Source organism: Klebsiella sp. Ech2A, assembly GCF_030078455.1.
GTDB classification, from domain to species: Bacteria; Pseudomonadota; Gammaproteobacteria; order Enterobacterales; family Enterobacteriaceae; genus Klebsiella; species Klebsiella terrigena.
In genome coordinates, this window is the sequence record NZ_JAQGFU010000021.1 from 21,459 (window position 1) to 45,487 (window position 24,029).

The following is a 24,029-nucleotide window of genomic DNA, read 5'->3' on the forward strand; positions in this document are numbered from 1 at the left end:
AGGCGGTTACCCGCGCCGGTTAAGCGCTGGCGCGGCTATCGGCTCGCAACGTGAAAGATGAAAGGTATATGAAGTCACAAAATCGATTAGACCAGATTCTGGACTATCTGAAAGGCCATAATCTGGTCACCGTTGAACAACTGGTTACCGCTATTGACGCTTCCCCCGCGACCATACGACGCGATCTGATTAAGCTGGATGAGCAGGGCGTGATTAATCGCAGCCACGGCGGCGTGGCGCTAAACCGCTTTATCCCGGCTCAGCCGACGACGAATGAAAAGCAGCTGCTGCATCCCCAGGAAAAGGGCGCGATTGCCCAGCTCGCCCTGTCGATGATTAAAGCCGGTGATTCGGTCGTGCTGGATGCGGGGACGACGATGCTGGAGCTGGCGCGTAACCTGACTTCGCTGCCGCTGCGCGTGATTACATCCGATTTGCGCATCGCTCTGTTTCTCTCGGAGTTTAAGCAGATCGAGGTGACCATCATCGGCGGACGCATCGATGACAGCAGCCAGTCGTGCATTGGCGATCACGGTCGTAAACTGCTGCGCGGTATTTATCCGGACATCGCATTTATTAGCTGTAATTCGTGGAGCCTGGAGAAGGGAATTACCACTCCCACGGAAGAGAAGGCGGGGCTCAAGCAGGACCTGGCGCTGAATGCGAGCCGCCGGGTGCTGTTAGCGGACAGCAGCAAGTATGGCTCCTGGTCGCTGTTTTGCGTCACCCCGCTTGCCAGCCTGACGGATATCGTCACCGATCGCGGCCTCGAGACCCAGGCGCAGGAGGCGCTCGCCAAACTTCCGTGCCAGCTTCACCTGGCATAACCAGGCAGGGCCGCAGCCCTGCCTGCGTTTCCTAGATATGAGGAATATTGCGCGCGTAGTAAATCTCGCGCATCTCCTTCCACAGCAGGTCGGTAATGACCCTGCGCTCCTCTTCGCTTAAATCTTCTGGCCTGGTATGGAACATGTAGTGTTTCAGGTCGAACTCTTTCAGCAGCATCTTGCTGTGGAAGATATTTTCCTGGTACACGTTGACGTCCACCATGTCATACAGCGACTTGATGTCGTCGGACATAAAGTTCTGTATCGAGTTAATTTCATGATCGATAAAGTGCTTCATCCCGTTGATATCACGCGTAAAGCCGCGAACGCGGTAGTCAATGGTGACGATATCGGATTCCAGCTGGTGGATAAGGTAGTTCAGCGCCTTCAGCGGCGAAATGACGCCGCAGGTTGATACTTCAATATCAGCGCGGAAGGTACAGAGTCCGCCCTCGGGATGGCTTTCCGGGTAGGTATGGACGCAGATATGGCTTTTATCGAGATGGGCGACCACGGTTTCCGGCAGCGGGCCAGGATGCTCGCTTTGATCGATAAGCTGCGGGTCAATCGGTTCTTCACTGACCAGAATGGTGACGCTGGCGCCCTGCGGCTCATAATCCTGGCGCGCGATATTCAGGATATTGGCGCCGATTATCGAGCACGTCTCGGACAAAATCTCGGTCAGACGGTTGGCGTTATAGAGTTCATCGATATAGGCGATATAGCCGTCGCGCTCGGCCGCCGTTTTGGCGTAGCAGATATCGTAAATACAAAAACTCAGGCTCTTGGTCAGGTTGTTAAAGCCGTGCAGCTTCAATTTTTTCAATTTAGTTCACCCCCTTATTTAAGATCGCTGACGGACAGCGCATCCAGCAGATATTGCGGTAGGGCGAATGCCGCCGTATGAATTGCCGGGTTGTAATAGCGGCACTTGAGGTTTGCTTTGTGGAAGCGGGCCTGGATGATTTCGCTGGAAAGATGGCGCAGCGCGTCATTGTCCGTCGCCCAGGCGAAGGTCATGATGCCGCCGTAATAGGTGGGCACCGCCGCCTGATAGAAGCTGACGTCGCTGAAGTAGTGGCCCAGCTTGCGGTGGCTGTCGACGGCTTCATCCTGCTGCAGAAAGCTCACGCCGTTCTGGGCGACAAAGATCCCGCCGGGGTTCAGGCAGCGCTTGCAGCCCGCATAAAAGGCTGAAGTGAACAGACTCTCGCCGGGACCGATGGGGTCGGTGCAGTCGGAGATAATGACGTCAAACGTTTGCGTCGTCTGGTTAACAAAATTGACGCCGTCGTCGATAACCAGCGTAAAGCGCGGATCGTCGTAGGCGCCGGCGTTGTGGTTTGGCAGGTACTGACGGCAGAAAGAAACCACGCCCGCGTCAATCTCAACCATAGTGATCGTTTCGATATGCGGATGACGGGAGACTTCGCGCAGCATGGCGCCGTCGCCGCCGCCGATGATCAGCACGTGCTTCGCCTGGCCGTGGGCCAGCAGCGGAACGTGGGTCATCATTTCATGATAGATAAACTCATCGCGCTCGGTAGTTTGCACCACGCCGTCCAGCGCCATCACGCGGCCAAAAGCGGCGTTGTCAAAAATGATCAAATCCTGATGATCGGTCTTCTCGTGATACAGCACGTTATCAACGGTAAAATACTGACCAAAATGGTCGTGCAGCGTTTCATGCCACAGTTTGCTATCGGCCACGGATTGATTCCTCCTTTGTTAACATCTGTTACACCCGTAAAAAACGAGCGCAACATCATAGCCAACTATAGATGAGGATGCACGGCGGATATTTCAGCAATGCGCGCGCGGGCGAATAAGCCTGAAAATAGGGGCGATAGCGGGCGGAAATTCTGCGGTGCGGCGCTATTTAACGTAAGCCAGCAGGCTGAGCGAATCGCGCGCCAGCGCTTTACATTTTTTGGGGGTCGAAATCTGGATGCCGCTGAGATCGCGGTAGCTGTCTTCGCCGAGCGCTTTCATATTGAAGCTGTCGTAGTTGCTCAGATCCCATTGATTCTGTTGAGCAAAAAAGACCAGCGCGCGACGGATCTGGGTATTAGGCAGGTTCTGGTAACCGCAGTCGTTTTTCAGAAAAACAAATACCGCTGTTAAATCAGCCATATCTTCCGCTTCCGACTCGCTTAACGCGTAGCTATTGGCGGATAGTGCAAGCAGGCTGCCGAGCACTAGTGTTCTGCAAAGCGTCTTCATTTTGTTTACCATTGAATCACGGACGAACAAAGTTAGCATACTTCTTTACATGACGCCGAGCTTTATTCTTACTCTTCTGCTTGACCTTCCCGTTGCTGGAGGGTTTAAGCTCAAAAGTTCACCAGCAGAATAAAAGGATGTGAAATGCAACGTCGTGAATTTATCAAATTAACCGCCGCGCTTAGCGCGTTCAGCGCGCTTCCGCTCTGGAGCCGCTCGGCGTTTGCCGCCGCTCGCCCGGCATTGCCGATACCTGAACTGCTTGCCGCCGACGCGCGAAATCGCATCACGTTAACCATCCAGGCAGGGAAAACCCAGTTTGGTCCCCATAGCGCCACCACCTGGGGCTATAACGGTAATCTGCTGGGCCCTGCGCTGCGCCTCAAAAAAGGGGAGGCGGTCACCGTGGATATTCATAACCGCCTGGTCGAAGAGACCACCGTGCACTGGCACGGCCTGGAGGTCCCAGGGGAAGTTGACGGCGGGCCGCAGGGGGTCATTGCGCCAGGGGCTTCCCGCAGCGTGAGCTTCACGCCGGCGCAGAGGGCCGCCACCTGCTGGTTCCACCCGCATCAGCACGGTAAAACCGGGCGCCAGGTGGCGATGGGGCTGGCGGGGCTGGTGCTGATTTCCGATGAGGAGAGCGAGCGCCTGCTGCTGCCCAAGCAGTGGGGGATCGATGACGTGCCGGTGATCGTGCAGGATAAGCGCTTCACCGCCGCCGGCGAAATTGACTATCAGCTCGATATTATGAGCGCGGCCGTCGGCTGGTTTGGCGATACGCTGCTGACCAACGGGGCGCTCTATCCCGAGCACGCCGCCCCGCGCGGCTGGCTGCGCCTGCGCCTGCTTAACGGCTGCAACGCCCGCTCGCTCAATTTCTCAACCAGCGACGGCCGACCGATGTACGTGGTAGCCAGCGACGGCGGGCTGCTTGCCGAGCCGGTCAAGGTGAGCGAGCTGCCGGCGTTGATGGGGGAACGCTTTGAAGTGCTGGTGGATACCCGCGACGGTAAAGCCTTCGATCTGATCACGCTGCCTGTCAGCCAGATGGGCATGGCGATTGCCCCGTTCGACAAGCCGCAGCCGGTGCTGCGCGTCCAGCCGCTGACGATTCAGGCATCCGGCCAGCTGCCGGATACCCTAGCGGCGATGCCCGGGCTGCCGCCGCTGGCTGGCCTGACCCAGCGCACGCTGCAGCTGTCGATGGATCCGATGCTGGATATGATGGGCATGCAGGCGCTAAGGCAAAAATACGGCGACGGGGCGGTGTCTGGCATGGACCACGGCAGCATGATGGATAGCGGCAGCATGGGAAATATGAGCCACGGCGAGATGGGCAAGATGAACCACGCGGATATGGGGCAGATGCACCACGGCGGCGGCGCGTTCGATTTCCACAATGCCAACCGTATCAACGGCAAAGCTTTCGATATGGGCGTGCCGATGTTCGCCGCGGCGAAGGGAGAGTATGAGCGCTGGGTCATCTCCGGCAAAGGCGACATGATGCTGCACCCGTTCCATATTCACGGTACCCAGTTCCGCATTCTGTCGGAAAACGGCCGGCCGCCCGCCGCGCATCGGACGGGGTGGAAAGATACCGTCCGGGTCGATGGCGGCGTCAGCGAAGTGCTGGTCAAGTTTGACCACGAGGCGCCGAAGGAGTTTGCCTATATGGCGCACTGCCATCTGCTGGAGCATGAGGATACCGGCATGATGCTCGGCTTTACGGTCTAGCCCGGCCGCGCGGCCTGTTATGCAAAAGAAAAGGCCCGGTTCTCACCGGGCCTTTTGCTCTTCGACTGCAGCGGTTATTTCGCTTCGTCCGGCAGGGCGTAAGCGACGATGTAGTCGCCCATCTTCGTCCCGAACGAACCGTGGCCGCCGGCGGAGATGACAACATACTGCTTGCCATCGACCTCGTAGGTCATCGGCGTGGCCTGGCCACCCGCCGGCAGGCGGGCCTGCCACAGTTTCTCACCGTTGCTCATATTGTACGCGCGCAGGTAGTTATCCGCGGTAGCGCCAATAAACAGTACGTTACCCGCCGTGGAGATCGGGCCGCCCAGCATCGGCATGCCGAGCGTAAACGGCACCTGGACCGGCATCGGGAACGGCAGGCTGTCCTGCGGCGTCCCGATACGTTTTTTCCACACCACTTCGTTGGTCTTCAGATCCAGCGCGGAGATGTAGCCCCAGGCCGGCTGTTTGCACGGCAGGCCAAACGGCGACAGGAAGGCGTTGAGGGTTACGCCATACGGCACGCCGTACTGCGGCTGCACGCCGGATTCGGTGCCGGAGCCTTTCGCATCTTTTGGCGGCTCCATCGGGTTGCCCGGACCGCGTGGGATCAGCTTAGAGACGAACGGCAGCGCCATCGGGTTGGCAATCGCCACCTGACGGTTCGGATCGACGGAGATACCGCCCCATTCGAACATGCCGAGGTTACCCGGGAATACCAGCGTGCCTTGCTCAGACGGCGGGGTGAAGATGCCTTCATAGCGCAGCTGGTGGAAGATAACGCGGCACACCAGCTGGTCGAACATGGTGGCGCCCCACATATCCGCACCGGTCAAATCTTTCTTCGGACGGAAGCTCAGGTCGGAGAACGGCTGCGTTTTGGCAACGTAATCGCCTTTCGCTGCGCCCTGCGGAACCGGTCTTTCCGGTGCCGGGACCACCAGCTCGCCGTTACGACGGTCCAGAACGAAGATGTTACCGGTTTTGGCCGGCGCGTAGATAACCGGTACGGTTTTACCGTTGACGTCAATATCTGCGAGGGTTGGCTGCGACGGCATATCCATATCCCACAGATCGTGATGAACGGTCTGATAGTTCCATACCAGTTTACCGGTGGTCGCGTTCAGCGCGACGATAGAGCTGGCGTAACGCTCCTGTTCCGGCGTACGGTTGCCGCCCCAGATATCCGGCGTGGTGACGCCCATCGGCAGATAGACTAAATCCAGCTTCGCGTCATAGGCCGCTGGAGCCCACGAGTTAGGGGAGTTAAGCGTAAAGTGGTGCTGGTCGTCGGGGATTGCGTTCGGGTCTTTGGCACCCGGATCGAACACCCACTGCAGCTTGCCGGTATTGACGTCGAAACCGCGAATCACGCCAGACGGCTCGCGGGTAGAGAAGTTATCGGTCACCGCGCCGGCGATGATAATGGTGGTATCGGTAACGATCGGCGGCGATGTCGGTTCGTACATCCCCGGGGTGGTCACCGGCATGTTGGTCTGCAGGTTGAGAATGCCTTTGTTGGCAAAGGATTCACACAGCTGGCCGTTGTCGGCGTTAATGGCGAACAGGCGACCGTCGTTGACCGGCAGGATGATGCGGCGCGGGCAGTTGGCGACCACGTCAGCCGGCGCGCTGTCGGCCTTCGCTTCGTGGTAAGAGACGCCGCGGCAGGTCACGTGCTGGAAGGACGGGTCCGCGTTCAGCTGCGGATCGAAGTGCCATTTCTCTTTCCCGGTTGCCGCGTCCAGGGCGAACAAACGCTGGTGGGCGGTACACAGGTAGAGCATGTTGCCGACCTTAATCGGCGTCACTTCGTTAGTGATCTCACCCGGATCGTTAGGCAGCTTCAGGTCGCCGGTGCGGAACACCCAGGCTTCCTTGAGGTTCTTCACGTTATCGGCGTTGATTTGCTTCAGCGGTGAATAGCGTTGGCCCTCCTGGTTACGGCCGTATGCCGGCCAGTCGCCGTCGGCAACGGCGGAGATCGGGGCCGCAGGCGTGGCGTCGGCGCTCAGGGTGCCGTTCACTTCCTGCGGATCGTTAAATCCGGCCCAGGTCAGGATCCCGCCGCTGATCAGCAGGGCGATAACCAGCCCGGCAACCGCGCCGGCGGAAGGGACGGGCAGGCGACGCCAGACGAAGGGCAAAATCAGCCAGATGCCGAAGAACACCAGGATGTCGCTACGCGGGGTGAGCGCCCAGAAGTCAAAGCCGACCTCCCAGACTCCCCAAATCATGGTGGCGAGAAGCAGCGCGGCGTACAGCCAGAGCGCGGAACGCTTACCGCGCAGCAGCATTACGGTGACGGCGAGCATCACCAGGCCGGCAATCGGGTAGTACCAGGAGCCGCCGATAGCGGCCAGCCATACCCCGCCAACGAGAAGATAGAGACCGCAGAACGCTGCAAAGAGCGCAGTCAGCGTCACGACGAGTCGCCGCGATTGTTGAGGTTTTGTTTCTGCCATAGAAGGTTACTCGTTTTGTTTGTTAATATTTTAGATGCAATTAATTATAGGATTTAACAAGTGTGATCGGAATCACAAAATGGCTTTTATTATTCCCTGCACCGCAGATTTCTTTTTACTGGTATACTGGTCAGCTTGCCGGTCAACGTCGATGTGAGAGCAGCGGCTTTGATGATTTACATTAAGAATCAAGTGGTTAGTTTAATGAAACATACTGTAGAAGTGATGATCCCGGAAGCCGAGATCAAAGCGCGTATCGCCGAACTGGGTCGTCAAATCAACGAATGCTACAAAGACAGCGGCAGCGAAATGGTGCTGGTGGGGCTGCTGCGCGGCTCATTTATGTTTATGGCCGACCTGTGCCGTGAAGTTCAGGTGCCGCATGAAGTCGATTTTATGACCGCTTCCAGCTACGGCAGCGGCATGTCCACGACCCGCGACGTTAAAATCCTCAAGGATCTGGATGAAGACATTCGCGGTAAAGATGTCCTGATCGTGGAAGACATCATCGACTCCGGCAACACGCTCTCTAAAGTGCGTGAGATCCTCAGCCTGCGCGAGCCGAAATCGCTGGCCATCTGTACGCTGCTGGATAAGCCGAGCCGTCGCGAAGTGAGCGTACCGGTTGAGTTTGTCGGCTTTGCTATCCCGGACGAGTTCGTTGTCGGTTACGGTATTGATTACGCCCAGCGCTATCGCCATCTGCCGTACGTGGGCAAAGTGGTGCTGCTGGACGAGTAGGGCGCAGGTAGGCAATATGGCGGCACCCGGCTAAGCGGCGCGCCGCCCGTCCGGATACGTAAAGCGCGTCGGCTACTTGTGGTTGACGTGCTTAATTTTGAGGTTGGAAATGCCGTGACGGTAGCGCTGTTCGAGGGTTTCGCGGCTGACGGCGGTCACGTCGAGATCGCGCAGCAGGCCATCGTGAATGCCGTAGGCCCAGCCGTGGATCGTTACCTTCTGCCCGCGCTTCCACGCCGAGCGCATAATCGTTGAGTGACCCAGGTTATAGACCTGCTCCATCACGTTCAGCTCGCACAGCGTATCAAGACGGCGCTCTTCGGGCATCTCGCCCAGTAGCGAACTGTGTTTAAACCAGATATCGCGAATATGCAGCAGCCAGTTGTCGATCAGGCCCAGCTCGGTGTTTTCAATCGCCGCCTGCACGCCGCCGCAGCCGTAGTGGCCGCAGATGATAATATGCTCGACCTCCAGCACGTCAACGGCGTACTGCACCACGGAAAGACAGTTCAGGTCGGTATGAATCACCAGGTTGGCAACGTTGCGGTGCACAAACAGTTCGCCAGGCTCGAGGCCCGTTAACCGTTCAGCGGGTACGCGGCTATCAGAACATCCAATCCACAGGAAGCGCGGTTTTTGCGCCTGAGACAAGGTTGCAAAAAAACCGGGGTCTTCTTCCACCAGCATTTTTGACCATAGTGCATTGTTGCTGATGAGTGTATCTATATCGTTCATGGACGTTCACGGCCTATAACCAGGTAAGTGCGTTGCGCTAATATAGGTTAACCTCACGTTTTTTAAAACAACCCATCGCGTGTCACGACACGAGAAGAGACATTTAATGACCATTGCTCTGGAACTAAAACAGCTTACAAAAACCTACCCCGGCGGGGTTCAGGCGCTGCGGGGGATCGACCTGCAGGTTGAGGCAGGCGACTTTTATGCGCTGCTGGGCCCGAACGGCGCGGGCAAATCCACCACGATTGGCATTATCAGCTCGCTGGTCAATAAAACCTCAGGCCAGGTCAACGTCTTTGGCTACGACCTGCAGAAGGACGTGGTTAACGCCAAGCGCCAGCTCGGCCTGGTGCCGCAGGAGTTTAACTTTAACCCCTTCGAAACCGTGCAGCAGATCGTCGTTAACCAGGCGGGCTACTACGGCGTTGAGCGTAAAGAAGCGGTGATACGCAGCGAAAAATACCTGAAACAGCTCGATCTATGGGAAAAGCGCGGCGAGCGCGCGCGGATGCTATCCGGCGGCATGAAGCGCCGTCTGATGATCGCCCGCGCCCTGATGCACGAGCCAAAATTACTGATCCTCGATGAACCTACCGCGGGCGTGGATATCGAACTCCGCCGCTCGATGTGGGGCTTCCTCAAGGATTTGAACGATAAAGGCACCACCATTATCCTCACCACCCACTACCTGGAAGAGGCGGAGATGCTGTGCCGCAATATCGGCATTATTCAGCGCGGCGAGCTGGTGGAGAACACCTCCATGAAGGCGCTGCTGGCGAAGCTAAAATCGGAAACCTTTATTCTCGATCTGGCGCCGAAAAGCCCACTGCCGGTGCTCGAAGGCTATCAGTATCGGCTGGTGGATACCTCGACTCTGGAAGTTGAGGTGCTGCGCGAGCAGGGGATCAACAGCGTATTTTCTCAGCTGAGCGCGCAGGGCGTTCAGGTTTTAAGCATGCGTAACAAAGCCAACCGCCTGGAAGAGCTGTTTGTCACGCTGGTACATGACAGGAAAGGAGAATCAGCATGATGCAGCTGTACTGGGTCGCGCTGAAAAGCATCTGGGCCAAAGAGATCCACCGTTTTATGCGTATCTGGATCCAGACGCTGGTGCCGCCGGTGATCACCATGACGCTCTATTTCGTCATTTTTGGCAACCTGATCGGTTCACGCATCGGCGAAATGCACGGTTTTACCTATATGCAGTTTATCGTGCCGGGCCTGATTATGATGGCGGTGATCACCAACGCCTACGCCAACGTGGCCTCCTCTTTCTTCAGCGCGAAATTCCAGCGCAATATTGAGGAGCTGCTGGTGGCGCCGGTGCCGACGCACGTGGTTATCATCGGCTACGTTGGCGGCGGCGTGGCGCGCGGGCTGTTTGTCGGGATCCTCGTCACCGCGATCTCGCTGTTCTTCGTCCCGTTCCAGGTTCACTCCTGGCTGTTCGTTGGGCTGACGCTGATCCTGACGGCCATCCTCTTCTCGCTGGCGGGCCTGCTGAATGCGGTATTTGCCAAAACCTTTGACGATATCAGCCTGATCCCGACCTTCGTGCTGACGCCGCTGACCTACCTCGGCGGGGTATTCTACTCACTGACCCTGCTGCCGCCGTTCTGGCAGGCGCTGTCGCATCTGAACCCGATCGTCTACATGATCAGCGGCTTCCGCTACGGCTTCCTCGGCATCAACGACGTTCCGCTGATTACCACCTTTGGCGTACTGGTGGTCTTTATCGTCGCGTTCTACCTGCTGTGCTGGTCTCTGATCCAGCGCGGACGCGGTCTGCGCAGCTAGCGGACCGTTATTGGCGCTTCGCTGAGCGATTAGGCGAAGCGCCATCGGTTAATCTTGACTGACATCACCGACATCAATCATTCCCCTTGTTAAATTAGCCTCCTGCTAAGGAGGTAGGCGATGTTAGGTTGGGTTATTGCGTGTCATGACGAGAAGGCGCAGGAGCTGCTGGGCCGTCTGGAAAAAAGATATGGGCCGCTGGCGCAGTGTCGGGCGGTGAACTACTGGCGCAATCTCAGCAGCAATATGCTGAGCCGAATGATGTGCGAGGCGCTGCACGCGGTCGACAGCGGCGATGGCGCGATCTTTCTGACCGATGAAACCGGCGCGGCACCGTATCGGGTCGCGGCGCTCATGAGCCATAAGCACACCCACTGCGAAGTGATCTCCGGAATCGACTATCCATTGTTAGAGCAAATGTATCTGCTGCGCGAGAGCCTGAGCAGCGAAGCGTTTCGCGAGGCGATAGTCAGCGCCGGAGGCCCGACGGTCAGCAGCCTCTGGCACCAGCAGCAAAAAAATCCACCTTTCCGCCTGCTGCATGAAGCGTACGGGAATTAGGCGTTGGTATTGATGCCGCTTTTGTTACAATGGCGGCAGTTTTTTCTAGCGGTTAGACGTCGATGTTTGCCCGAATCTTTGCTCTGCTCCTTCTGCTGACGTCGCTCAGCGCCTCTGCCAGCCTGTTAAGCCAACAGGGCGTGCCTGCGCGCTATATGCAAACCGCTGAAGATGCGGTTATCTGGGCGCAGATCGGCAATGAGGTGGTCAGCGTCGGCAATATCCGCGCCGGGCAAATTATTGCCGTCGTACCGACCGCCGCCGACTATTACGAGTTCAGCTTCGGCTTTGGTACCGGTTTTATCGATAAAGGCCACCTGCAGCCGGTGCAGGGCAAGCAGCGGGTGGAGGACAGCCTCGGCGATTTGCATAAGCCGCTCAGCAATCAAAACCTGCTCACCTGGAAAGATACCCCGGTCTACGACGCCCCCTCCAGCGGCAGCGCACCGTTCGGCACGCTGGCGGATAATTTACGCTATCCGATAATCAGCAAGCTAAAAGACCGGCTCAATCAGACCTGGTTTCAAATTCGCATCGGCAATCGCCTGGCGTGGGTCAGCAGTCTCGACGCCCAGCAGGATAACGGCATTCCAGTCCTCACCTATCACCATATCCTGCGTGATGAAGAGAACACCCGCTTTCGCCATACCTCGACCACCACCTCCGTTCGCGCCTTCAGCAACCAGATGACATGGCTGCGCGACCAGGGTTACACCACCCTGAACATGTATCAGCTGGAAGGCTACGTGCGCAATAAGATCAACCTGCCGGCGCGCTCGGTGGCGATCACCTTTGATGACGGTCTGAAGTCGGTCAACCGCTACGCATGGCCGATCCTCAAGCAGTATGGCTTTCACGCTACGGCGTTTATTATCTCCTCGCGCATTAAGCGCCATCCGCAGAAATGGGCGCCTAAGTCACTGCAGTTTATGAGTATTTCTGAGCTGAAGCAGATTCAGGACGTCTTTGACGTGCAGTCGCATACCCACTTTCTGCATCGGGTTGACGGCGGGCATCGTCCGATTCTGCTGAGCCGCAGCTACCATAACATCCTGTTTGACTTTGAGCACTCGCGCCGCGCCTTGACGCAGTTTAATCCGCACGTGCTCTATCTCTCCTATCCGTTTGGCGGCTATAACGCCACGTCGGTGAAGGCGGCGAACGACGCCGGTTTTCATATGGCGGTGACCACGGTGAGAGGGAAGGTGAAACCCGGGGATAATCCGTTCTTATTGAAGCGCCTCTATATTCTGCGCACGGATTCGCTGGAGACGATGTCGCGGCTGATCAGCAACCAGCCGCAGGGATAGACAGGCCATCCTGATCATTAATATCGAAAAGTTAGAAAGGGCACTGGAAATGCAGACACAAGATTCAGTCTGAAGGTACTCACACCGCTCAACAATAGCAGTCTGAACGGCACTCTCATTGCCTGTTATGCCGTACCGGCCCACTCCGTTGGTTAGCCGCTAGACCGGATTTTAATTGTATAAAGTTGACGAATGACTCTATTTATTTTCAGAGTTTACGTCCTTGCATAAAACCCATTATTTATTTATGGTTATTCAACTTAATCACAGTAAAAGGATGTACAGAAATGGCAATTCCGGCTTATTTATGGATGAAAGATGATGGTGGGGCTGATATCAAAGGGGCGGTTGATGTTAAAAAACGCGAGGGAAGTATTGAGGTCCTCGGTTTTAGTCATGGCTTACATCTTCCGACTGATAACAGTACGGGAAAGATCACCGGCACGCGTTTACATGCCCCGTTAACTTTTCAAAAAGAATTTGACTCATCAAGTCCATATATCTATAAGGCCGTGGCGCAAGGGCAAACTTTGAAAAGTGTAGAAATTAAATGGTACAAAATTAACTACTCAGGTCAGGAAGAAGAATACTTTAATATGTTACTTGAAAACGTAAAGGTAATCTCTATTTGTCCAATGATGCACGATTGTAAAAACCCCGCGACAGAGAAACATAATCACTTAGAGGCTGTTTCATTACGCTATGAGAAAATCACATGGAAACATTGCGATGGTAATATTATCTTCTCCGATTCATGGAATGAACGATGATTCAAAGTACCTTCTATCTGAACGGGAATCAGCTAAGTAATCTCAGTTGTCCTGGTATAGGATTTTTTCCTGCCTTTTCTGGAACAGGAGCATCACGTAACAATCCTGATGATGTAGCTATACCTTCTATCGGACCGTTGCCGCCAGGCCTGTACTACATCGTTACGCGTGGTACCGGGGGGATTGTTACGATGGTGAGTGATTCTGTCGCGTCGTTTATTTCTGGCTCGGATAGGTCGATATGGTTTGCCCTGTACCGACACGATTCACAGATCGATGATCATACATTTATTGGTCATGTTCGAAGAGGAAACTTCAGACTTCACCCTGCAGGTTATAAAGGCGTAAGCGAAGGTTGTATTACGCTATCCCGCTTAGCTGATTTCATGCTGTTACATGATGTGTTACTTAACACACCCACAATACAGGTAACAGCGTCATTAACCGCTTTTGGTACCGTACAGGTCTACTAATGAAGCCAATACAATACGTACTATTATGGTTTGGGGAAGCATTACTCTTTACCGTGACATTCGTCCTGCTCTACGTGCTGATGCCCGAAGTGAAAATGTACAGACTGATTACCGACCTAACGGGGTTTATGTCCGATTTTACCTGGGATAAATATTATTTTTTGGCCCTTTGCGTAGTTTCACTGCTCATCGTAGCAGGAGTGGTTTATATAACGGCCTTAATTAAAAAACGTTAATTTTAAACGCTGGCTATACGGGGATACGTATGAGGCCGATACAATATGTACTACTATGGATTGGGGCTGCATTTCTCTATGCGGTAACGTTAGTGCTGCTATTAACATTTATGCCCGAAGTAGAGCTCTATGGTCTGATAAGAAAATTTACGGGCGTTATATCCGGTGACGTATGGGATAAATATTATTTCCTGTCTATTTGTCTCGCTTCACTATTGATTGTATCAATAGTGGTTTATATAACGGCTTTAATTAAAAAACGTTAATCCTCAACGCGCCGGAGACTAATCAGCTATAGGTTTTTTTACGGGGCTTGCTGAACGGTGCCCCGCCAGGGAGGAGCACCGTCAGCGATCGGCTATCAGGCAACCTGAACCGGAATGGCTTTGGCCTGACGCTTCATCTCGTTGTCGCCTTCAAAGTAGGCCACCTTTGGCCGCCAGCTGCGGGCTTCTTCATCGCTCATGGTGACGAAGCTGGCGATGATCAGAATATCGCCGACGCTGGCGCAGTGCGCCGCCGCGCCGTTAACGGAAATGATTCTGGAACCGCGCTCGGCGGCAATGGCGTAGGTGGAGAAGCGGTTACCGTTGGTCACGTTCCAGAGATGGATCGCCTCATTTTCGAGGATCCCGGACGCATCAAGGAAATCCTGGTCAATGGCGCAGGAGCCTTCATAGTGCAGATCGGCCTGGGTGACTTTTACGCGGTGGAGTTTGCCCTGCAGCATATTACGAATCATAGTGTCTACCTTTATTCCCGTCATACTTCAAGCGGCATACAGGCTAGCTGCACTCGAACTATTGCGGGTATCTACCTGACGAAAACGAAGCGGATGTCGCATCCGCTTGAGCAAATGCCGGGCAGTATTGCCCGATTTTTAACCTTTGTCTACTGGCCGAGCTCGACGATTTTGTTATCGATAAGACGCGCCTGGCCGAGCCATGCTGCCATCAGGATCACCGCCCGCTGGCTGGTCTCGGTGAGCTCCTGCAGCGTATCGGCATCGCGGATCTGAATATCGTCAGAGCGGAAGCCCTTTTCGTCCAGCTCCTGCCCGGCAAGGGTAATCATTTCATCCAGATTACGATCGCCGGCCACCAGCTTTTCCGCCACGCTATTCAGCACTTTATATAAGCCTGGGGCGATTTTACGCTGGTCGGCGGTCAGGTAGCCGTTGCGCGAGCTGAGCGCCAGGCCATCTTTGGCGCGGATAATCGGTACGCAGATAATCTCGATATCGTAGCCCATGTCGGCAACCATCTTGCGGATCAGCGCCAGCTGCTGGAAGTCCTTCTCGCCAAAGCAGGCGACGTCCGGCTGCACCAGGTTGAACAGCTTGCTGACGATGGTGGAGACGCCGCGGAAGTGGCCCGGACGGCTGGCCCCTTCAAGCATGGTCGACAGGCCGGGAACGTCGACGTAGGTCTGACCTTCGGTGCCGTGCGGATAGATCTCCGCCGGAGCCGGTGCGAATACGAAGTCCACTTTGCGTTTGTTCAGCTTCTCGCAATCGTCCTGCAGCGTGCGCGGGTAGCGCGTCAAATCGTCAGGGCGGTCGAACTGCATCGGGTTAACGAAAATGCTGACCACCACGACGTCAGCGCTGGCTTTCGCTTCATCAACCAGCTTCATATGGCCGTCATGCAGGTTGCCCATGGTGGGAACCAGCGCAATGCGCTTGCCTTCCTGACGTAAACGGCGGATATGCTGACGCAGCAGCGGCAGGGATTCAATAATCAGCACAACAAGACTCCTTAATGGAAACTGTGTTCTTCGCCCGGATAGACGCCGGACTCCACTTCGGCAATATACTGCCGTACCGCCGCGCGCATGTCGCCTGCTGCGGTGAGGAAATTTTTAGCGAATTTAGGAATATGGCCGCCGGTGATGCCGAAGGCGTCGTGCATTACGAGGATTTGCCCGTCGGTGACGTTACCGGCGCCAATGCCGATCACCGGGATGGTCAGCGCCTCGGTCACGCGCTGGGCCAGCGCCACCGGCACGCACTCCAGCACCAGCAGCTGCGCGCCTGCGGCTTCGAGCGCCAGCGCATCGTCAAGCAGCGTTTGCGCCGCGTCGCCGCGTCCCTGGACCTTATAGCCGCCAAAAACGTTAACCGACTGCGGCGTCAGGCCAAGATGGCCGCAAACCGGTACCGCCCGTTCCGTCAGCATTTTGACGGTCTCGGCCAGCCACGCGCCGCCTTCAATCTTGACCATGTTCGCGCCCGCGCGCATCACCACGGCGGCATTGGCGAAGGTCTGTTCCGGCGTGGCGTAGGCCATAAACGGCAGGTCGGCGAGCAGCAGGCAGGCAGGAGCGCCGCGGCGTACCGCCTGGGTGTGGTAGGCAATGTCTTCAACCGTCACCGGCAGCGTGGAGTCGTGGCCCTGTACCGTCATGCCCAGCGAATCGCCAACCAGCATCACGTTGATGCCCTCATCGGCAAACAGCTTTGCGAAGCTATAGTCGTAGGCGGTGATGGTGGCGAAGCGCTTCTTCTCCTGTTTGCATTTCTGCAGCAGGGCGATAGTGGTCGGTTTCATAACGTTTCCTGATGATGAAAGTCATATTAACCGGCATTCTAACAGCAGCACTGGAGGGGGCAACGGTTTTAGGCAACCGATAACCACGATCGCCGTAATTGTTAAAGGCAGCGAGGACTACCAGAGAACGGGTTTATCGGCAGCGAGCTGGGTCAGTACGCTGCGTAACGCGACGCCGTCAGGAAAATGGAGCTCGGGGGCAATCTCAAACAGCGGCCACAGCATAAAGCCGCGGTTTTTCATATCGTAATGCGGCACCGTCAGGCGCTCGCTGTCGATAACCTGCTCGCCAAACAGCATGATATCGAGATCGAGCGTGCGCGGACCCCAGCGTTCGGCCTTGCGTTCGCGGCCCTGCTGCAGCTCGATGCGCTGGGTATTATCCAGCAGCGCTTCTGCGGTAAGCCCGGTCTCCAGCGCGACGGCGGCGTTAAGGTAGTCAGGCTGATCCTGCGGTCCCAGCGGCGGCGTGCGGTAGAAAGAGGAGACGGCGACGATCCGGCTGTTGGGGATCTCCGCCAGCGCGGCAACGGCAGCATTAACCTGCTCCAGAGGAGCGGCCAGATTGCTGCCGAGGGCGATAAAGGCGAGCGTCATGCGCCGCCCTGGCGCGGGGCGCGTTTACGCGGACGACGATGACGGCGGCGCGGCGCCGGCTCTTCATCGAGCTCGTTAAGCATATCTTTTTGATCCGGCGGCGGCGCAACCTGGAACTCACCCCACCATTTGGTCAGGCGCAGCAGCTCGCCGTTTTTTTCAGCACCGGCGCGCAGCTCAAGCAGATCGTACGCGGCGCGGAATTTCGGATGCTCCATCAGCTTCCACGCGCGTTTGCCCTGGCGGCGGGACATCCGCAGCTGCAGCTGCCAGATATCGCGAACCAGCGTAGTGATGCGCTTTGGAATCGCCAGCGTACGGCAGGCTTCGTCCAGCACGTCGTTCATCGCCAGCAGGAAGGCGTCGTTGTACGCCAGACCGCTCTCCTGGGTAATTTTCTGCGCCATTTCCAGCAGCGGATACCAGAACATCACCGCAAACAGGAACGCCGGGTTAACGCGCATATCGTTATGAATGCGGTTATCGGTGTTCTTCAGTACCTGGGTGATGATGTGCTCCATCGGGCTATCGCCGCGCTCGGTAAAGTAGCGGGTGATGGTCGGGAACAGCGGCTGGAACAGATTGTATTCGCGCAGCAGCATATAGGTATCAAAACCGTAGCCCGCCTGCAGCAGCTTGAGCACTTCTTCAAACAGACGCGCCGGAGGCACGTCGTGCAGCAGCGCCGCCAGGCGTGGGATCGGCTCGGCGCTTTCCGCGCTGATGCTCATATTGAGCTTGGCGGCAAAGCGCACCGCGCGCAGCATGCGTACCGGATCTTCGCGGTAGCGGGTTTCCGGATCGCCAATCAGGCGGATAACGCCATCCTGCATGTCCTTCATGCCGCCAACGTAATCGCGGACGGTAAAGTCGGCAACGCTGTAGTAAAGGCTGTTAATGGTGAAGTCGCGGCGCTGGGCATCTTCTTCGATGGAGCCGAAGATGTTGTCGCGCAGCAGCATGCCGTTCTGGCCGAGCTGCGAGGTGACGCGATCGGTGGTATGCCCTTCGTGGTGACCACGGAAGGTGGCGACTTCGATAATCTCCGGCCCGAACATGACGTGAGCCAGGCGGAAACGGCGGCCGACCAGGCGGCAGTTGCGGAACAGTTTACGTACCTGATCCGGGGTCGCGCTGGTGGTGACGTCGAAATCTTTCGGCTTCTTGCCAAGCAGGAGGTCGCGTACGCCACCGCCGACGAGATAGGCTTCGTAGCCCGCCTTGTTCAGTCGATAGAGCACCTTGAGGGCATTATCACTGATATCTTTGCGGGAAATTGCATGCTGTTCGCGCGGGATAACCGTCATATGCGTTTGTTCGACGGCGGCTTCTGCCTCGCGCTCCTCACGGCTTAGCACCTTACGGCAAAAATTAGCGACTCGGGTAAAAATGTTGCACCTCGTAGTGTCAGACTGACTTCAGGACCAAAAAGCTACTCTATGGACTTCAGATTGCAGCACGGCGACAGGCTTGTGGGCTCCCGGTGGCATAGAAAGCTATGTAACCTGGGCGGACAAATGCGGCTATCGCAGCGGCAATGCGTAAGGCGACGAGTAAAAATTGCGGCTAATCATAGCTCAGCGGGAGCCATTTGAGAATGCTGGATTTTTTCGGGTTTCCAGTTCGCTACCGCCTGCCTGAGTAAATCATCGATACTCAAGGCTCGCCATTCCTGCTCAACGTCCTGATTAAGAAACATTAGCGCCCGTATAATTTCCGGGCGCGGATCGCCTTCCGGCAGCGCCGGGGCGTGATTTTGTTTGGAGAGTTTATTCCCCTCGGCGTTCAGCGCCAGCGGCAGATGCAGGTAATCCGGCGCCTGCCAGCCGAAGTGCTGATAGAGCGAAATCTGCCGCACCGTGGGCTCAATAAGATCGGCGCCGCGGACTATCTCACTCACGCCCTGGAAACGATCGTCCACCACCACCGCAAGATTATAGGCGAACAGGCCGTCGCGGCGGTGGATAATAAAATCTTCGCGCGCCACAGGCTCGTCGGCAACCAGGGTTCCGCGCAGCTGGTCATAAAACTCAAGCACCGGTCGCGTCTGGCGTATGCGCAGCGCGGCGTCCTGTGCCGGCAGCCGCAGGTCGCGGCAGTGGCCATCATAGATGCCGCCGACGGCGTGAATACGCGCGCGGGTGCAGGTGCAGTAATAGCACAGCCCCTGCTCATGCAGCCATGCAAGATGCTCCCGGTAGGCTTCGTGGCGCTGCGACTGCCACAGCACTTCGCCATCCCAGTGCAGCCCGTAACGCTCGAGCTGGCGCAGAATGGTATCGGCGGCGCCGGGAACCTCCCGCGGCGGGTCGATATCCTCAATGCGTACGTGCCAGATGCCGTTTTTTGCCCGCGCCTGGAGATGGCTGCCGAGTGCGGCAATCAGGGAGCCGAAATGGAGTTCGCCGGAGGGTGAGGGGGCAAAGCGGCCTGTATAGCGTGAGTCATTCATGGTCTATAGAGCATGTAGGCGGGAGAAACTCCCGCCGGAGATACGATAGCGAAGTGGATTAGCCAGCCATCTGTTTTTCGCGAATTTCCGCCAGAGTTTTGCAATCGATGCACAGATCTGCGGTCGGACGCGCTTCCAGACGGCGAATGCCGATCTCAACGCCACAGGATTCACAAAAGCCGAAATCTTCGTCTTCGACTTTCTTCAGTGTTTTCTCGATCTTTTTGATGAGTTTACGTTCGCGATCGCGGTTACGCAGCTCCAGGCTGAACTCCTCTTCCTGAGCGGCACGGTCTACCGGGTCCGGGAAGTTAGCAGCTTCATCCTGCATGTGTGTTACGGTGCGATCCACTTCATCCCTGAGTTGATTACGCCATGCTTCAAGAATACGCTTGAAGTGCGCTAGCTGGGCTTCGTTCATATACTCTTCGCCCGGCTTCTCTTGGTACGGCTCCACCCCAGCGATGGCGAGAATACTCAGGGACGATGTTTTACGGTTTTGCCCTTCTTGCATGTTGCTTCTCCTTAACACGCACTATCGATCCCCATGGTGGGGGAAAAATCAGGCCGCTATAAATAGCAGATGCTTTTCCGGATAGCAATTATCTAAACGTTACACTTGACAACCCTGTGAAGAAAAGCGTATTTGCGCTCGCGACCCGGACACTATTTAGCCGTTTGTTTACCGGGAGTTAACACCACGGTAATCGGCTTATTCAGAGTCATCATCTCGGTAGAAAGTTCCGCTTTATATGCGAGAATTTCAACCCCCTTGGTTTGTGCTTCAATCAATAGCCGTGCGTATCTGGCATCAATGTGGTGAGCGGGAGAGAAACGGTCGATCGCCGAATGCAGCACGGCGAACAAAATCACGGCCCGATCGCCGGCTGCCGCCACGCCCATCAGCTCCCGCAGGTGCTTCTGGCCGCGCTCGGTGACCGCATCGGGGAAATAACCGCTCTCTTTCTCCGCTAACGTAACCGATTTCACTTCAATATAGCAGTTTTGTCGTTCTTCTGCCTGTAACATAATATCGATGCGGCTGTTCTCTCCGCCATATTTCACTTCACTTTTCAGCGTGTTATAGCCAGAAAGCTCGCTAATATTACCCGCCAGTATCGCCTCTTTTGCCAGCGTATTGGCGCGTAAAGTATTCACGCAAATCGTTGCGCCCTGCTGGGTTTCGGTTAATTCCCAGGTATGTGCATACTTGCGCTTCACGTTATCGGAGGTGGAATACCAGACGGTATCGCCGGGCGTCGCGCAGCCGGTCATCGCTCCGGTGTTCGGGCAGTGCAGGGTCAGCTCGCGCCCGTCGGGGGTCACCACGTCGGCCAGAAATCGTTTGTAACGTTTAATCAGAACGGCGGACCGTAGCGGTGGGGTGAACAGCATCAGCTCTCCTCGTTGAAGGGGTAACGTTCCAGCGCGGTATAGCGGGTACGTCCGCGGGCAAAGCTGGATTCATAAAGTACAAATTCGCGCACCGCAAACGTCCAGCTGAAGCCGGGCGGCGGGATGGGTACCGCGCTGCGGGCGTCGCGCAGCAGGGTGATATGCGGATGGAACGGCTGCGGGCTTTGATAGCAGCCGCTGCGGGCCGCCTGGGCGCGCAGCATACCGGCCAGCTGCAGCACGCCGCGCGGCGGCTGGCGCGTACCGAGCCACACCACCCGCGAACGCAGCCACTGTCCGGCATCGTCGAGGGTCAGCGTAAAGCCGGGCTGGCGAATGCGTCCCGCCTGTGCCGCCAGCGCGCGCTGCTTATCCGCGCTGACCTCGCCAAGAAACGCCAGCGTCAGGTGCAGATTGGCTTTTGCTACCGGCCTGCCGGCGTCATCCGGGAAGCTCAGGGCGCGCCAGTCGACGATCCGCTGCTGCACCTCTTCAGGCAGTTCAAGGGCGAAAAACAGCCTTTTCGGCTCGGACATGATAAATACCCGGTAATCATTTCAGTGCGATGAATTTCAGCCTGCAGCGTATCTGCAACGCGAAAGACGACAAGTCTGGCGTGATGCTACAATGCCTGCCCCTGAATGTTAAGCCCTGGAGCCTTTCGTGTCCTCATTGCCGGTTGCCGCCGTCCTCCCCGAACTTCTCTCCGCTCTGCAGCAGGCGCCGCAGGTGCTGCTCAATGCGCCAACCGGTGCCGGTAAATCGACCTGGCTGCCGCTGCAAATCCTCGCGGCGGGCCAGATCGACGGGCGCATTATTCTGCTGGAACCTCGCCGGCTGGCGGCGCGCAACGTGGCGCAGCGGCTGGCCGAACTGCTGGGCGAGAAGCTGGGCGAAACCGTGGGCTACCGGATGCGCGCGGACACCTGCGTCGGACCAAATACCCGCATCGAAGTGGTCACCGAGGGGATCCTGACGCGCACGCTCCAGCACGATCCCGAGCTGACGGGCGTGGGCCTGGTGATCCTCGATGAGTTCCACGAGCGCAGCCTGCAGGCGGATCTGGCCCTCGCCCTGCTCCTCGACGTGCAGCAGGGCCTGCGCGACGATCTCAGGCTGCTGATTATGTCGGCGACGCTGGATAACGATCGCCTGCAGCGGATGCTGCCACAGGCGCCGGTGATTACCTCCGCCGGCCGGGCCTTCCCGGTGGAGAAGCGCTATCAGGCGCTCGCCGCGCACCAGCGCTTTGATGAGGCGGTGGCGATAGCCGCCGCCGAGCTGCTGCGCCAGGAGAGCGGGTCGATGCTGCTGTTTCTCCCCGGCGTCGGCGAAATTCAGCGGGTGCAGGAGCAGCTGGCCGGGCGGGTGGCCGACGATGTGGCTATCTGCCCTCTGTACGGGGCGCTGCCGCTGAGCGAGCAGCGTAAGGCGATTCTGCCGGCGGCGAAGGGGACGCGTAAGGTGGTGCTGGCGACCAATATTGCCGAAACCAGCCTGACCATTGAGGGAATTAGGCTGGTGGTGGATAGCGCCCAGGAGCGGGTTGCCCGCTTTGACGCCCGCACCGGCTTAACCCGCCTGATAACCCAGCGCATCAGCCAGGCCTCCATGACCCAGCGCGCCGGCCGCGCCGGGCGTCTGGAGCCCGGAATTTGCCTGCACCTGATCGCGAAAGAGCAGGCGGAGCGCGCGGCGGCGCAGAGCGACCCCGAGATCCTGCAAAGCGATCTGTCGTCGCTGCTGCTGGAGCTGCTGCAGTGGGGATGTCAGGATCCCGCCGAACTCCGCTGGCTGGATCTGCCGCCGGAGATCAACCTGGCAGCGGCCCGGCGTCTGCTGACGGCGCTCTCCGCGCTGGAGGGCAGCAGGCTGTCGGCGCGCGGGCGGAAGATGGCCGCGCTGGGTAACGATCCGCGCCTTGCGGCGATGCTGATTGCGGCGGACTCTCCCGATGCGGCGGCAACGGCGGCTAAGCTGGCGGCGATCCTCGAAGAGCCGCCGCGCGGCGCGAATAGCGATCTTGGCTCGGCGTTTGCCCGCCAGCAGCCCGGCTGGCAGCAGCGGGCGCAGCAGCTGCTGAAGCGCCTCGGCGGCCGGGCGGGTCATCCCGACGCCCAGCGCGTGTCGGCTTTGCTGGCACCGGCCTTTGCCGACCGCATCGCCCGCCGACGCGGCCAGGAGGGGCGCTACCAGCTGGCCAACGGCATGGGGGCGATGCTTAACGCCGATGACGCGCTTGGACGCCATGAGTGGCTGATTGCGCCTCTGCTGCTGCAGGGGAGCTCGTCGCCGGATGCGCGCATCTTACTTGCGCAGCCGCTGGACGTTACCGCGCTGCTGGAGCAGCTGCCGGATCTGGCCCAGCGCTCCGATACCGTGGAGTGGGATGAGGCCCAGGGAACGCTGAAGGCCTGGCGCCGCACCTGTATCGGCCAGCTGGTGATCAAAACTCAGCCGCTGGCAAAGCCGTCGGAAGAGGAGCTGCACCGGGCGATGCTCAACGGCATTCGCGATAAGGGCCTAAGCGTGCTGAACTGGACGGCGGAGGCGGAGCAGCTCCGTCTGCGCCTGCACTGCGCGGCGCAGTGGCTGCCGGAGGAGGCGTGGCCGGCGGTGGATGAGGCCTCGCTGCTGGCAACGATGGAGGCGTGGCTGCTGCCGCAAATGAACGGGGTGCACTCGCTGCGCGCGCTCCGGGCGCTGGATATTCGCCAGGCGCTGCAGAACTGGCTGCCGTGGCCGCTGCGTCAGAAGCTCGATAGCGAGCTGCCAACCCACTACGTCGTGCCGACCGGCAGCCGGATCGCCATTCGCTACCACGAGGAAAACCCGCCGGCGCTGGCGGTGCGTATGCAGGAGATGTTTGGCGAAGCGACGACCCCGACCATTGCCCGGGGCCGGATGGCGCTGGTGCTGGAGCTGCTGTCGCCCGCCCAGCGCCCGCTGCAGATCACCCGCGATCTCAGCGCCTTCTGGCAGGGGGCCTATCGGGAAGTGCAAAAAGAGATGAAGGGACGCTACCCCAAACACGTCTGGCCGGACGATCCGGCCAACGCCGCGGCGACCCGGCGCACCAAAAAGTATGCGCCGCCGGGGTCGAACTGAGCCCGGTCTATGCCGCCTGGGCCCACAGGAACAGGCCGCCGCCGGCC

General features: G+C 57.7%; 24 protein-coding genes. 10 read left to right on the top strand and 14 right to left on the bottom strand.

The features are described from left to right. Window positions 1-68 precede the first annotated feature (68 nt). Window positions 69-827: a DeoR/GlpR family DNA-binding transcription regulator gene (locus PFH44_RS07200; RefSeq protein ID WP_283824665.1), complete on the top strand. Its 759-nt coding sequence runs from the start codon at window positions 69-71 to the stop codon at window positions 825-827. Between the two features lie 31 nt (window positions 828-858). Here the strand turns inward: PFH44_RS07200 and speD are convergent, their stop codons facing one another. The 3 genes from speD to PFH44_RS07215 form a co-directional block, all read right to left on the bottom strand. Continuing rightward, complete coding sequence (speD, locus tag PFH44_RS07205) at window positions 859-1,653, bottom strand: adenosylmethionine decarboxylase (protein ID WP_045859836.1); 795 nt, start codon at window positions 1,651-1,653, stop codon at window positions 859-861. Window positions 1,654-1,667: 14 nt separating this feature from the next. Continuing rightward, complete coding sequence (gene speE / locus PFH44_RS07210; protein WP_133600635.1) at window positions 1,668-2,537, bottom strand: polyamine aminopropyltransferase; 870 nt, start codon at window positions 2,535-2,537, stop codon at window positions 1,668-1,670. 165 nt (window positions 2,538-2,702) lie between these two features. Continuing rightward, complete coding sequence (locus tag PFH44_RS07215) at window positions 2,703-3,050, bottom strand: YacC family pilotin-like protein (protein WP_072051901.1); 348 nt, start codon at window positions 3,048-3,050, stop codon at window positions 2,703-2,705. Between the two features lie 144 nt (window positions 3,051-3,194). Between PFH44_RS07215 and cueO the strand changes: the two genes are divergently transcribed. Further along, window positions 3,195-4,787, top strand: a complete 1,593-nt coding sequence (cueO, locus tag PFH44_RS07220; protein ID WP_283824666.1) for a multicopper oxidase CueO — start codon at window positions 3,195-3,197, stop codon at window positions 4,785-4,787. Window positions 4,788-4,861: 74 nt separating this feature from the next. Here cueO and PFH44_RS07225 read toward each other — a convergent pair whose 3' ends face one another. Then, a complete protein-coding gene (locus PFH44_RS07225; RefSeq protein WP_283824667.1) occupies window positions 4,862-7,255 on the bottom strand; it encodes a glucose/quinate/shikimate family membrane-bound PQQ-dependent dehydrogenase in 2,394 nt (797 codons plus the stop codon). 204 nt (window positions 7,256-7,459) lie between these two features. Between PFH44_RS07225 and hpt the strand changes: the two genes are divergently transcribed. Then, window positions 7,460-7,996, top strand: a complete 537-nt coding sequence (hpt, locus tag PFH44_RS07235) for a hypoxanthine phosphoribosyltransferase (RefSeq protein WP_041147520.1) — start codon at window positions 7,460-7,462, stop codon at window positions 7,994-7,996. A gap of 72 nt (window positions 7,997-8,068) precedes the next feature. Here the strand turns inward: hpt and can are convergent, their stop codons facing one another. Next, window positions 8,069-8,731 (bottom strand): carbonate dehydratase, encoded by a 663-nt coding sequence (gene can / locus PFH44_RS07240; RefSeq protein ID WP_045859826.1) that lies wholly within the window; start codon window positions 8,729-8,731, stop codon window positions 8,069-8,071. 106 nt (window positions 8,732-8,837) lie between these two features. Between can and PFH44_RS07245 the strand changes: the two genes are divergently transcribed. From PFH44_RS07245 to PFH44_RS07270, 6 genes are all read left to right on the top strand, one after another. Further along, the gene (locus PFH44_RS07245; RefSeq protein ID WP_041144085.1) at window positions 8,838-9,764 is read left to right on the top strand and encodes an ABC transporter ATP-binding protein; all 927 of its coding nucleotides are present in this window, start codon (window positions 8,838-8,840) and stop codon (window positions 9,762-9,764) included. Beyond that, entirely contained in the window at window positions 9,761-10,531 is a 771-nt protein-coding gene (locus PFH44_RS07250) for an ABC transporter permease (protein WP_045859825.1), read from the top strand. Before PFH44_RS07245 ends, PFH44_RS07250 begins: the two co-directional genes overlap by 4 nt. A gap of 120 nt (window positions 10,532-10,651) precedes the next feature. Next, complete coding sequence (locus PFH44_RS07255) at window positions 10,652-11,092, top strand: PTS sugar transporter subunit IIA (protein ID WP_283824668.1); 441 nt, start codon at window positions 10,652-10,654, stop codon at window positions 11,090-11,092. A 62-nt stretch (window positions 11,093-11,154) separates the two neighbouring features. Continuing rightward, entirely contained in the window at window positions 11,155-12,402 is a 1,248-nt protein-coding gene (locus tag PFH44_RS07260) for a polysaccharide deacetylase family protein (protein ID WP_283824669.1), read from the top strand. A 287-nt stretch (window positions 12,403-12,689) separates the two neighbouring features. Further along, the gene (locus PFH44_RS07265) at window positions 12,690-13,172 is read left to right on the top strand and encodes an Hcp family type VI secretion system effector (protein ID WP_045859820.1); all 483 of its coding nucleotides are present in this window, start codon (window positions 12,690-12,692) and stop codon (window positions 13,170-13,172) included. Further along, window positions 13,169-13,645, top strand: coding sequence for a DUF2778 domain-containing protein (locus tag PFH44_RS07270; protein WP_072051892.1), 477 nt, complete (start codon window positions 13,169-13,171; stop codon window positions 13,643-13,645). The genes PFH44_RS07265 and PFH44_RS07270 overlap by 4 nt, the downstream gene beginning before the upstream one ends. A 597-nt stretch (window positions 13,646-14,242) precedes the next feature. Here PFH44_RS07270 and panD read toward each other — a convergent pair. From panD to thpR, 9 genes are all read right to left on the bottom strand, one after another. Further along, a complete protein-coding gene (gene panD / locus PFH44_RS07275) occupies window positions 14,243-14,623 on the bottom strand; it encodes an aspartate 1-decarboxylase (protein WP_041144088.1) in 381 nt (126 codons plus the stop codon). A gap of 149 nt (window positions 14,624-14,772) precedes the next feature. Then, complete coding sequence (panC, locus tag PFH44_RS07280) at window positions 14,773-15,627, bottom strand: pantoate--beta-alanine ligase (RefSeq protein WP_283824670.1); 855 nt, start codon at window positions 15,625-15,627, stop codon at window positions 14,773-14,775. An 11-nt stretch (window positions 15,628-15,638) separates the two neighbouring features. Further along, the gene (gene panB / locus PFH44_RS07285; RefSeq protein ID WP_283824671.1) at window positions 15,639-16,430 is read right to left on the bottom strand and encodes a 3-methyl-2-oxobutanoate hydroxymethyltransferase; all 792 of its coding nucleotides are present in this window, start codon (window positions 16,428-16,430) and stop codon (window positions 15,639-15,641) included. A 117-nt stretch (window positions 16,431-16,547) separates the two neighbouring features. Next, window positions 16,548-17,027 carry a 2-amino-4-hydroxy-6-hydroxymethyldihydropteridine diphosphokinase gene (gene folK, locus PFH44_RS07290; protein WP_132513294.1) on the bottom strand — a complete coding sequence of 160 codons (480 nt, stop codon included), beginning with the start codon at window positions 17,025-17,027 and terminating at the stop codon, window positions 16,548-16,550. Beyond that, complete coding sequence (pcnB, locus tag PFH44_RS07295; protein ID WP_072051891.1) at window positions 17,024-18,418, bottom strand: polynucleotide adenylyltransferase PcnB; 1,395 nt, start codon at window positions 18,416-18,418, stop codon at window positions 17,024-17,026. The genes folK and pcnB overlap by 4 nt, the downstream gene beginning before the upstream one ends. A 179-nt stretch (window positions 18,419-18,597) precedes the next feature. Next, on the bottom strand, window positions 18,598-19,479 hold the full coding sequence (gluQRS, locus tag PFH44_RS07300) for a tRNA glutamyl-Q(34) synthetase GluQRS (RefSeq protein WP_283824672.1): 882 nt from the start codon (window positions 19,477-19,479) through the stop codon (window positions 18,598-18,600). A gap of 58 nt (window positions 19,480-19,537) precedes the next feature. Then, window positions 19,538-19,993, bottom strand: a complete 456-nt coding sequence (dksA, locus tag PFH44_RS07305; protein WP_007373199.1) for an RNA polymerase-binding protein DksA — start codon at window positions 19,991-19,993, stop codon at window positions 19,538-19,540. A gap of 152 nt (window positions 19,994-20,145) precedes the next feature. Continuing rightward, window positions 20,146-20,874 carry a DNA/RNA nuclease SfsA gene (gene sfsA, locus PFH44_RS07310; protein WP_045859804.1) on the bottom strand — a complete coding sequence of 243 codons (729 nt, stop codon included), beginning with the start codon at window positions 20,872-20,874 and terminating at the stop codon, window positions 20,146-20,148. Continuing rightward, window positions 20,874-21,410, bottom strand: coding sequence for an RNA 2',3'-cyclic phosphodiesterase (gene thpR, locus PFH44_RS07315; protein WP_045859802.1), 537 nt, complete (start codon window positions 21,408-21,410; stop codon window positions 20,874-20,876). Before thpR ends, sfsA begins: the two co-directional genes overlap by 1 nt. Before the next feature lie 127 nt (window positions 21,411-21,537). Here thpR and hrpB point away from each other — a divergent pair, with 127 nt between their 5' ends. Further along, a complete protein-coding gene (hrpB, locus tag PFH44_RS07320) occupies window positions 21,538-23,982 on the top strand; it encodes an ATP-dependent helicase HrpB (RefSeq protein WP_283824673.1) in 2,445 nt (814 codons plus the stop codon). Window positions 23,983-24,029 lie beyond the last annotated feature (47 nt).

Coding starts and splice junctions, on each gene's coding strand:
- PFH44_RS07260 (WP_283824669.1), top strand. CDS start 11,155: ATGTTTGCCCGAATCTTTGCTCTGCTCCTTCTGCTGACGTCGCTCAGC.
- panB (WP_283824671.1), bottom strand. CDS start 16,430: ATGAAACCGACCACTATCGCCCTGCTGCAGAAATGCAAACAGGAGAAG.
- folK (WP_132513294.1), bottom strand. CDS start 17,027: ATGACGCTCGCCTTTATCGCCCTCGGCAGCAATCTGGCCGCTCCTCTG.
- hpt (WP_041147520.1), top strand. CDS start 7,460: ATGAAACATACTGTAGAAGTGATGATCCCGGAAGCCGAGATCAAAGCG.
- dksA (WP_007373199.1), bottom strand. CDS start 19,993: ATGCAAGAAGGGCAAAACCGTAAAACATCGTCCCTGAGTATTCTCGCC.
- gluQRS (WP_283824672.1), bottom strand. CDS start 19,479: ATGAATGACTCACGCTATACAGGCCGCTTTGCCCCCTCACCCTCCGGC.
- PFH44_RS07250 (WP_045859825.1), top strand. CDS start 9,761: ATGATGCAGCTGTACTGGGTCGCGCTGAAAAGCATCTGGGCCAAAGAG.
- can (WP_045859826.1), bottom strand. CDS start 8,731: ATGAACGATATAGATACACTCATCAGCAACAATGCACTATGGTCAAAA.
- PFH44_RS07255 (WP_283824668.1), top strand. CDS start 10,652: ATGTTAGGTTGGGTTATTGCGTGTCATGACGAGAAGGCGCAGGAGCTG.
- PFH44_RS07265 (WP_045859820.1), top strand. CDS start 12,690: ATGGCAATTCCGGCTTATTTATGGATGAAAGATGATGGTGGGGCTGAT.
- panD (WP_041144088.1), bottom strand. CDS start 14,623: ATGATTCGTAATATGCTGCAGGGCAAACTCCACCGCGTAAAAGTCACC.
- sfsA (WP_045859804.1), bottom strand. CDS start 20,874: ATGCTGTTCACCCCACCGCTACGGTCCGCCGTTCTGATTAAACGTTAC.
- thpR (WP_045859802.1), bottom strand. CDS start 21,410: ATGTCCGAGCCGAAAAGGCTGTTTTTCGCCCTTGAACTGCCTGAAGAG.
- PFH44_RS07215 (WP_072051901.1), bottom strand. CDS start 3,050: ATGAAGACGCTTTGCAGAACACTAGTGCTCGGCAGCCTGCTTGCACTA.
- PFH44_RS07225 (WP_283824667.1), bottom strand. CDS start 7,255: ATGGCAGAAACAAAACCTCAACAATCGCGGCGACTCGTCGTGACGCTG.
- PFH44_RS07270 (WP_072051892.1), top strand. CDS start 13,169: ATGATTCAAAGTACCTTCTATCTGAACGGGAATCAGCTAAGTAATCTC.
- PFH44_RS07200 (WP_283824665.1), top strand. CDS start 69: ATGAAGTCACAAAATCGATTAGACCAGATTCTGGACTATCTGAAAGGC.
- PFH44_RS07245 (WP_041144085.1), top strand. CDS start 8,838: ATGACCATTGCTCTGGAACTAAAACAGCTTACAAAAACCTACCCCGGC.
- cueO (WP_283824666.1), top strand. CDS start 3,195: ATGCAACGTCGTGAATTTATCAAATTAACCGCCGCGCTTAGCGCGTTC.